The sequence below is a fragment of the Burkholderia sp. SIMBA_062 genome, assembly GCF_046534765.1.
GTDB classification, from domain to species: domain Bacteria; phylum Pseudomonadota; class Gammaproteobacteria; order Burkholderiales; family Burkholderiaceae; genus Burkholderia; species Burkholderia ambifaria.
The window spans coordinates 1-240 of the sequence record NZ_JAWRYD010000573.1 but is presented as its reverse complement, the minus strand read 5'-3'; the positions used below and the strand labels follow the sequence as shown (position 1 = coordinate 240).

Below are 240 nucleotides of genomic sequence, written 5' to 3'. Positions count from 1 at the left end.
CGAGCGTACGCGGAATCGGCGTGGCGGTTAGCGTGAGCACGTCGACTTCGGCGCGCAGCGCCTTGAGCGCTTCCTTCTGGCGCACGCCGAAACGGTGTTCCTCGTCGATGATGACGAGCCCGAGCCGCTTGAATTGCACGTCCGACGAGAGCAGCTTGTGCGTGCCGATCACGATGTCGACGCTGCCGTCGTTGATCTGCTGGATCGCGCTCGACACTTCCTTCGCGCTCTTGAAACGCG

1 protein-coding gene is annotated in these 240 nt (G+C 63.3%); it reads right to left on the bottom strand.

Features of this window, described 5'->3' with window-relative positions:
* On the bottom strand, positions 1-240 hold a 240-nt coding region (locus SB786_RS37485), incomplete at both ends, for a DEAD/DEAH box helicase (protein ID WP_410731746.1).